At 62.4% G+C, this 9,610-nt stretch carries 6 protein-coding genes; 5 read left to right on the top strand and 1 reads right to left on the bottom strand.

Features of this window, described 5'->3' with window-relative positions; translation table 11 throughout:
* Nucleotides 1-293: hypothetical protein (locus KY459_16445; protein ID MBW3566297.1), on the bottom strand; the 293-nt coding region annotated here is incomplete at its 3' end.
* An 858-nt stretch (nucleotides 294-1,151) separates the two neighbouring features.
* On the opposite strand from KY459_16445, the gene KY459_16440 reads away from it, so the two are divergent.
* The 5 genes from KY459_16440 to KY459_16420 all read left to right on the top strand — a co-directional run.
* Complete coding sequence (locus KY459_16440; GenBank protein MBW3566296.1) at nucleotides 1,152-3,794, top strand: protein kinase; 2,643 nt, start codon at nucleotides 1,152-1,154, stop codon at nucleotides 3,792-3,794.
* A gap of 651 nt (nucleotides 3,795-4,445) precedes the next feature.
* A complete protein-coding gene (locus KY459_16435) occupies nucleotides 4,446-7,106 on the top strand; it encodes a serine/threonine-protein kinase (GenBank protein ID MBW3566295.1) in 2,661 nt (886 codons plus the stop codon).
* Between the two features lie 413 nt (nucleotides 7,107-7,519).
* Nucleotides 7,520-8,083, top strand: coding sequence for a chlorite dismutase family protein (locus tag KY459_16430; GenBank protein ID MBW3566294.1), 564 nt, complete (start codon nucleotides 7,520-7,522; stop codon nucleotides 8,081-8,083).
* Between the two features lie 363 nt (nucleotides 8,084-8,446).
* The gene (locus KY459_16425; protein ID MBW3566293.1) at nucleotides 8,447-8,902 is read left to right on the top strand and encodes a GntR family transcriptional regulator; all 456 of its coding nucleotides are present in this window, start codon (nucleotides 8,447-8,449) and stop codon (nucleotides 8,900-8,902) included.
* Nucleotides 8,903-9,321: 419 nt separating this feature from the next.
* Nucleotides 9,322-9,610, top strand: a 289-nt coding sequence (locus tag KY459_16420) for a GNAT family N-acetyltransferase (protein MBW3566292.1), incomplete at its 3' end; no start/stop codon positions are given.

The raw sequence follows: 9,610 nt of genomic DNA, 5'->3' as shown, positions 1-9,610 counted from the left end.
TCAGGACCATAAACCTGCAGGTCCCAGTCGTCGGCGAGCTGCGGGACGAGAATGATATCGACCTGGAAACTATAGTCGGGGGGAATGATCTCGAGCTTGAAGTTGTCGCAACTCGTCCCGTCGGGGCCGCCGCAGTTTGCCGAGAGCGTCGAGGGAAGCGGCCCACCGTTCCAGGTGACGATCGGACTTGTATCCGAGACTGAACCGGAAGCCGGAGTGGCTGCCTCGAGTCCCGGAGTGAGTACAAGGGTCACCAGGATCAGAAGAAATAGAAATGGTTGTCGTTGGCGCACTGAAAGCCTCCTGAGCAGAAAAAGATTACCGTGTTAGCATCGCTATGGTAGCATGACTTCCGGTTTATGGTAGCTTCACTACCGGCTGGAGACGGCCTCCGGAGGTAATGGGGGCCACACCTTCGTTTTTCGATTCATCGCGCATTTTCGGGTTCGGGAGCATTCTACTCCTCGTGGAGAAGTGTCACGAAAGTTTCGGTAACGGTAGGACTTTTCTGGGAAAATGGGGGGCAGACCTTCGTTTTTCGGTTTCGTCGCACATTTCTGGCTCGGAGGGATTCTACTCCTGGCTGAGAGATTGTCACGGAGTTTCCCATTCCGAGCGAGGAAGAAGTTGGGGTCAGAGCCAGAAAATCAACTTAACGCCGATCGAATCCTCTTCAGAGTTTCCCAGCATGTGCGTGGTCGCCGCGTTCCAGCTCTAATGCGGCGTGGATCATTTTTGACTCCCTGACCGGTGACGCCGAGATACTCCCGCGATCATCTGCATCGTTAAGCCGCACTCCCGATAGGCGAGCGTGCGAAGGCTCCCCTTGCCGGCGTAAGTTGATTTTCTGGCTCTGACCCCAACTTCCTTAAGTTGATTCAACCACCGGTCGCCACTGCTCCAGCCAAAACCACGCAGCACCCCGGCAGGGGTGCCGGACCTCGCCTCTCAAACACCCCTCTTAGCAGTCAGGGCGTGCGGAGGCAACTTTCCGGTTGCAGTTCACTGAGCCCCAACAACCTGGCACCAACCAACAAGCAACTAACAAGAAAACGCGACCCGATCCCATATCCACTGACCCAGCACAGGACTGCACTCATCCTTCTGCGATCGTGTCGAAAACGACTGCCGCGCTATACTTCATGCCGTCGATGCAGTTGGAAAAGGGAGCGCGGCTCGGACCGTATGAAGTTGTGGAGTCGGTCGGCGCCGGCGGGATGGGCGAAGTCTACCGTGCCGTCGACACCCGACTCGACCGCTCCGTCGCAATCAAGATCCTTCCTGCGGCACTGTCGAACAACGCGCAACTGAAAGTCCGGTTCGAGCGCGAGGCGAAAGCCGTCTCGTCTCTGAACCACCCGCACATCTGTACGCTGCATGACATCGGCGAGATCGACGGCTCCGAATATCTCGTGATGGAGTTCTGTGAGGGGGAGAATCTCGCCGATCGATTGAAAGGCGGGCCGCTTCCCGTAGAGCAGGTGATCCGCTATGGCGAGCAGATCGCGAGCGCGCTCCACCGCGCGCACCAGCACGGCATCGTCCACCGTGACCTCAAGCCCGGCAACATCATGATCACGAGATCGGGAGCGAAGCTCCTCGATTTCGGACTCGCGAAGACCGCGGCCGAAGCAGTCGAACCTCCCCCGGCCGAGACCGCTCTGCCAACCGCGCACAAGCCGCTGACCGAGGAGGGAACCATTCTCGGGACCTTCCAGTACATGGCGCCGGAACAGGTCGAAGGCAAACCTGCAGACGCCCGCACGGACATCTTCGCTCTCGGCGCGGTTCTCCACGAGATGGCGACCGGTTCCCGCGCCTTCGAGGGGTCGAGCCGGGCGAGCCTGATCGCCGCGATCATGGATCGTCAGCCCCCGCCGATCTCGACGGTGCAGCCGCTCACGCCTCCCGCGCTCGACCACGTGGTGCGAAAGTGTCTGGAGAAGGACCCGGAGGACCGCTGGCAGTCCGCCCACGACATCGCCACCGAGCTCCGCTGGATCTCCGAAGCGGGCTCGCAGGCGGGCGTCGCCAGCCCCGTCCTGAAGCGGAGAAAGTCCCGTGAGCGCGCTCTGTGGGCCGCCGCTCTGGTTCTCATGGCGATTCTCGCCTCGCTCGCCGGATGGCTGATCCCGAAGCCGGTATCCGAGACGCGGGTCAGCTTCGAGATTCCCGGATCGACCGATCGTTACAGTGAGCTGTGGAGCGCTTCGGTCTCACCCGACGGATCGCGTATTGCTTTCATTGCCCAGGAGCGTGAGGGTCGCGCACGGCTGTGGATCCGGCCGCTCGACTCGCTGGAGGCCTCGCCTCTGACCGGCCCGCTGTCGCGCTCCTCTTTTTTCTGGTCCCACGACGGAAGCTCGATCGCCTATTTCGACGAAGGGAACCTGATGAAGATTTCCGCATCGGGAGGGCCCCCGCAGCCGATCGCGGAGGTCGACTCGGTCGCGAAGGGGGCCTGGAGCCCGGACGGGGTCATTCTCCTGGCGACGGGCGAGGCTCCTCTCAGCAGGATCGATCCGGGCAGCTCCTCGGTCCGGACGATCACCGCACTCGACAGAGATCAGCACGAGTTCGCCCACTCGAGTCCGACCTTTCTGCCCGATGGACGGCGGTTCCTATTCACCGCGAACATGAGGGATCCGAACCGGCGCGATCATTCCCAGCGGCTCTACGCGGGAAACCTCGATTCCGCCGAGACGACGTTCATCGGGGAGATCGGCTCGGAGGTCGAGTACGTGGAGCCCGGCTATCTTCTCGCCGTTCGCGACGGGACGCTTCTCGCCTATCCCTTCGACGTCGATGAGCTCGAGATCACCGGAGAACCACGGACGGTGCTCGCCAACGTAGGCTATTTCAAGCCGACCGGATGGGCCGGCTTTTCAGTATCGAGGAGCGGAGTCCTCGTCGTGGAAGCGCCGGATCCGCCGGGAGAGCTCCACCTGCTCGACATGGACGGCAGATCGATCGGGTCGCTCGATACCGAGGGGGCGATCGGCGACCTTCGAGTCTCGCCGGACGGAAGCCAGGTTGCGGTGGCGGTGGAGAACCCGAAGCTGGGCACCTTCGACGTCTGGCTGCACGGTCTCGACCGCAGGACCAAGCGCAGGCTCACGCTCGACAGCGGGTGGGAGAACTTCCCCGTCTGGATGCCGGACGGCAGCCGGCTGCTCTACGCCTGGGACCGCACCGGATGGCCCGACATCTACGCCCGTACGATCGACGGAGCGGGGGAAGACGAGCTCATCGTCTCCGAGCCCAACGGCCAGTTGCCGCGCGACGTCTCACCCGACGGGAAGTGGCTGCTCTACTTCACGCGCGCCGATCTCGCCAACAACGGAGACCTCTGGCTCGCGCGTCTCGACTCGCCCGGGGAGAGAGAGCCATTCGTGACGTCTCCGTTCGTCGAGCCGGGGGGGCGCTTCTCCCCCGACGGCCGTTTCGTCGCGTATCAATCGAACGCCTCCGGAGAATGGCAGATTTACGTGAAGCCGTTTCCGGGACCGGGACCCGCCAGGCAGATCTCCCTCGAGAGCGCCAATCGGCCGCGCTGGAGCGCCGATGGGACTAGGCTCCTCTGGATGACGGACGACGGGATGATGAGCGTCCGGATCTCACCCGAGAGCGGAGCCGCGATCGGAGAGCCGGAGGAGCTCTTCACCTCCTCTGCCGAGATCGGCGCGTGGGACCCGCTGCCCAACGGCGAGGGGTTCGTCGCCGAGATCCGGAACGCCAGCGACAGCACTCCTCTGCGCGTCTACCTCGACTGGAAGCGCCTCATCGGCGAATAGCTGAACATATGTCGCAGAGGCAATGGCCGCTGCCGCGGAAAATCGGAAAATGGGGGTCGTGAAAATGGGGGTCAGACCTTCGGTTTTCGGTTTCGTCGCACATCTTCTGGCTCGGAGTGGTTCTACCCTGACGGAGAGATGTCACGGAGTTTCCATTCCGAGCAAGAAAAGCGAACTGTCCCGGCAACGCGGTCGCGTCCGGGTCTCGCGACGCTCCTGCATCTGATCGGCTCTCCGTGGATCACCTCGGCGGTCAGATTCGCGCGATCCACCGAAAAACGAAGGTGTGACCCTCTTCCTCTTGGGCTCGGACACGCAGATGGTGGGCTTCAACTCGATTTCGCGACGATTTCACGCCGGGCCGGCCGATCGGCCTTTGCATTGACCGCACCCCATCAAAGCGATATTCTCTGCTGGTCCACATTGCCCGTTTCCCGTAGGTCCACTAATATAGAGTTAGGTAGAGTTCTAAGTTGAATCCATCTGCCTATCCCCGCGCGGTTACGGTCGGACGCTCTTCACCTCGGCCGCGCTGAATTCGATTTGCTCCCGCAGCCTTAGTGCGAGATCATGCGGGCACTCTTCATGCGCATCATAACGGGTACACGGCTCGGGCCTTATGAGGTCGTTTCGCGCATTGGTGCCGGCGGGATGGGTGAAGTATGGCGGGCGCGTGACTCTCGCATCGCTCGCGACGTGGCCATCAAGGTCTTGCCGGAGTCGTTCGCCGCGAGCGATGACCGGCTCCGGCGCTTCGAGCAGGAGGCACGCGCGGCCGGCGCTCTCAATCACCCGGGGCTGCTGACGATCTTCGACGTCGGCTCCGTCGACGGTTCGCCGTACATCGTCATGGAGCTCCTCGAAGGGGAGACGCTGCGCGGGGTGCTCGGTGACGATTCGCCTTCAGCGCTGCCGCTGCGGAAAGCCATTGACTACGCCGCGCAGATCGCCGCGGCGCTGGCCGTTGCGCACGAGAAGGGGATCATTCATCGCGACCTCAAACCAGAGAACCTTTTCATCACGAACGATGGCCGAGTGAAAATCCTCGACTTCGGTCTGGCGAAGCTCGTGACGCCTGAACCCCCGGCCGAGGATGAATCGCGCACGCAACAGAAACAGACCTCGCCGGGCACGGTGATGGGGACGGCCGGGTATATGTCGCCCGAGCAGGTTCGCGCGCAGGCGATCGACCACCGCACGGACATCTTTTCTCTCGGCGCGATCCTGTACGAGATGCTTTCCGGCCGCCGCGCCTTTCGCGGCGAGTCGTCGATCGAGACGATGAACGCCGTGTTGAAGGAGGACCCGCCGGAGCTTACCGCCGCGAATCCGAAGCTGCCACCCGCCGCCGAGCGCATCGTGCGGCACTGTCTGGAGAAGAACCCGCGCGAGCGCTTTCAGTCGGCGCGCGATCTCGCGTTTCAACTGAGCACGTTGCAGGATTTCTCGGGGAGCGTGAGCGGAGCCGCGCCCGCGATCCGTACCTCGCGCCGGTGGTGGCTCGTCGCTGCCGTGGCTGCCGCCATAGCGGTCGCGGCGGCCGGAGCACTCGCATTTCTTCGCAGCGGAACCGCCGATGCTTCCTCACTGGAAGCGCGAACGTTTCAACAGTTGACCTTCGACGCCGGTCTGGAGATGTTCCCAGCGCTCGCGCCCGACGGGACGACATTCGCCTATGTTTCTTCGAGGGGCGGCAACCGCGACATTTACGTGCAACGGGTCGACGGCCGCACGCCCATCAACATCACGAAAGACTCGCCTGCCGATGACGACCAGCCGGCGTTTTCGCGTGACGGCTCGCAGATCGCATTCCGTTCCGATCGTGACGGCGGCGGAATCTTCGTCATGGGTGCAACCGGCGAGTCGGTCCGCCGCCTGACGGACTTCGGGTACAACCCCTCGTGGTCGCCGGACGGAACGCGACTGGTCATCGCCACCGAGCGCACTGAGCTCACACCGCGCAACCGGGAAGCGATGAGCGACTTATGGATCATCGATACGCGGACGGCCGAGAAGCGACGCCTCCTGCAAGCCGGCGCGCACGCCATCGCCGGCAGCGGCGCAGACGCCGTACAGCCAAGCTGGTCGCCGAGTGGAAAGCGGATCGCGTTCTGGGGTCTGGGCGATGAGTTCAGCAACCGCGACATCTGGACCATCGAAGCCGACGCCAAGGAGCCGGTCGAGACGCTCGTGCGCGTGACATCGGACGCCCATCTCGATTGGAGCCCGACCTGGTCCCCACGCGGCGACGCGCTCTACTTCGGAAGCGACCGTGATGGTACGGACAATCTCTGGCGAATTCGGATCGACGAAGAGAGCGGCGAGGTGGAGGGGAAGCCCGAGCCGCTCGCGTTGCCGGCGGCATTCAGCGGCCATTTCACCCTGTCCGAACAGGAAGAAATCGCATTTGCCACGATGGCGGGCACCGATCGCCTCGTAGCGCATGAATTCGACGCGAAAAGCCTCACAGTCGGTGCCGCCCGTCCGCTCCTCGAGTCCTCGGTCGGCATCTTCTCCTTCGCGTTGTCCCCTGATGGGCGATCGATCGCGTTCACGACCGCGGCGCGACACGAGGACCTTTTCGTCGCTCGCTCCGACGGCGCCGAGGTGCGACAGCTCACCAACGACGCTGCGCGTGATCGCCATCCTGCATGGTCGCCGGACGGAAAGACGATTTACTTCTATTCGAACCGCGCCGGCGCCTACCAGGCCTGGAGTATCCGCGCGGACGGCAGCGGCCTCTCGCAAGTCACGGATGTGCCTCTCGCGCGAGAAGGGATGCGAGTCCTCTACTACCCCTCACCGTCACCCGACGGGCGGATGCTGATCGCGGCCACGGATCGTTTTGCCGCACTGGTTCACCTCGACCGGCCGCTCAAACACCGCGTGGAGATGCTGTCGTTCTTCGATGACGACCATGCGCCGGAGATCCCCCGCTGGTCGCCCGATGGACGCCGCATCGTCGCCGGCGTGAACCATGTACGTGGTGGTCACGCCGAAGGTGTAGCCCTCTACACCATTGGCAAAAGGCGTTTTGAAAAGATCTCCGAGCGCGGCACGGCTCCTCAATGGCTGCCCGACGGCAGGCACGTCGTGTTCTTCGAACGTCAGCACGTCGGCCTCCTCGACGTCGATTCGCGCAAGGTCGTCGTTCGCCCGCTTCCGGCCGGGATCACGTTCGGCGACGATCGCGTGCGCCGCGGTACGAGAAACACGAAACTCGCCGCCGACGCCTCCACGATCATGACGGTTCAGACGGAGCAGCAGGGCGATATCTGGCGCCTGCAACCCAAGGCAGCGCGCCAGAAGTGAGCCGTGGTCGTGGCCTGGCAACGACTGCAGTTCGATACTCGTTCAGCACTCCCAGCCACAGGGCCGCGACATGCTTGAAAGCCGGTCCGTGTTCAAAGCGTCGCTGATTGCATCGCCCGCACTCCGCCAGCACGTTGAGAGTCAACTTGGCTGGCCTGTGTATGCGGTCGCTTGGGGGCTCGTAGTCAAGGAGCTCGAAAATAGCGGCTATCCGCGATCAGTATCGAAGTCTTCGAATTTGAGACGCTGGGATTGAACCGATCGGTGACTTCGCGCCGCACGAGCATGCCACCTAACTTACGGTTGCACCGGACGCGGGCTCGGTCGTGCTACCTTTACTTTCACGTTCTGCGCGTCGCCCGCGCCGGTGAACCGCAGATCCGTTAGGCTCCACAACGGAGATAGCCATCGAAATGAATGCCCGACTCTTTTCTTTCGTAGGCGGCGGGACCGGTCTATGGCGAGTCGCGAACATCAGCACCGTTGTCGGAGATCCCCTTGCCGATGTTAAGCGGTTGGATATCGTCACTGGAGCCGTCCCTCAGGTTCCCGACGGTGCAAAATGGGTGCTGCGTGGAATCACGAGCAACGAGCGCTATGTAACTCGAACCGAGAAAGACCAGCTTGTTGTACGGCAACCGACACTCGGTCGCCCTCATGCGACTTGCGCTGCTCTCATTCCCATTCGCAAGGCCGCGTCGTGGTGGGGCCTCGCCCAAGATGAACGCCGAAGGATTTTTGAGGAAAGCTCTAAGCACGTAGCGACCGGGCTACGGTATCTGCCGGCAGTTGCCCGTCGGCTCCATCACTGTCGTGACGTTGGCGAGAACGAGCCATTCGATTTCTTGACGTGGTTCGAGTACGGGCCATCAGACTCTCCAGCCTTCGATGAATTGGTCGCTGAACTTCGTGCCACAGAAGAGTGGAAATACGTTGACAGGGAAATCGATATTCGCGTAGTGCGCGATGGGGCCTAACAACGACATGGGGAAGATGGGGGTCAGACCTTCGTTTTTCGGTTTCGTCGCACATTTTCTGGCTCGGAGGGATTCTACTCCTGGCGGAGAGATGTCACGGAGTTTCCATTCCGAGCTAGAAAAGCGAGCTTGTCCCGGCAACGCGGTCACGTCCGGAGCTCCCGACGCTCCTGCATCTGATCGGCTCTCCGTGGATCTCCTCGGCGGTCAGATTCGCGCGATCCAACCGAAAAACGAAGGTCTGACCCTCTTCCAACTGCGCCCCTCCGGGCACGCGCTACCGCTACTCAATCTTGATACTATTTCGGGCGTGCCCGGGCAGGTGACCGCCGGGCCGTTAGCCAGCGGAGGTGAAGTCACCGGATGCTCAGCACTCCTGAAGATCAAGATGTGAAGGTTCGCACCAGCGTGTACGAGGCAACGATATCTGCCGGCTTGCCGCCGACGGTCAACGAGCTGGCAGAACGGCTCGGAGTATCACGAGCCGATATGCGCGAGTCACTCGAACGTCTGGCGGCGGCGAGGGCTCTGGTGCTCCAGCGTGAAAGCCGCGAAGTGCTCATGGCCAACCCGTTCTCCGCCGTCCCGACACCTTTCGCCGTTCACGCCCAGGGTCGTATCTACTACGGCAACTGCATCTGGGATGCGCTCGGTATTCCGGCTATGCTCCAAGCCGACGCACGCATCGCGAGTTCCTGCGGTTGCTGCAGCGAAGCGATGAGCCTCTCGATTCGCGACGGACAGCTCGGGCCGGCTACTGGCATCGTCCATTTCGCCATCCCCGCGCGTCGCTGGTGGCAAGATATCGTCTACAACTGAAAGACCATGCTCCTCTTCCGGTCGGAAGAGCATGTCGCTCGCTGGTCCGACTCTTGGCATCTGCCGCGTGGCGCGATGCTGTCGCTTGATCAATCTTGGCGACTCGCACAAGCGTGGTACTCACATGATCGTCGAGATCCAGCCTGGCGCCGACCCACTCTTGACGAGACCGAATCCCTCCTTGCCTCGCTGCATCTTACCGGCCCGTTTTGGAGCCTCCAGTGATCCGCCGTCTGACTCAACCGCTGCACCGGACACCAACCTCTGCGTTCCTGTCCTCCGAGTGTTTTGTCATCATTTCATCGCGGTCGGCGCCGGTGAGCGGCCGATCCGTTAGGCGGCACTCGGCACACTGTCTGTTTCGCACATCACTAAGGGAAAACAGACAGATGGACCGACGGCTGGCCGGGTGTAGGCAAATGAGCAACGAAGTACGACTCCGCAACATCGATCCCAACGACCTTCCCATCTTCTACGAGCAACAACTCGACGCCGACGCCACGCGCATGGCCGCCTTCGCCGCCCGCGACCGCGCAGCCTTCGACGCCCATTGGGCGACAAAGATCCTCGGCAACCCTGCGGCGGTCACGCGAACGATCCTCCTCGACGGCCAGGTCGCGGGCAACATCGGGAGCTGGCCCCAGGACGGTGTCCGCCTCGTCGGCTACTGGATCGGCAAGGAGCATTGGGGCAAGGGTGTCGCGACCC

This window comes from Acidobacteriota bacterium, assembly GCA_019347945.1.
GTDB lineage: Bacteria > Acidobacteriota > Thermoanaerobaculia > Gp7-AA8 > JAHWKK01 > JAHWKK01.
This window is presented reverse-complemented; position numbering and strand designations above follow the sequence as displayed.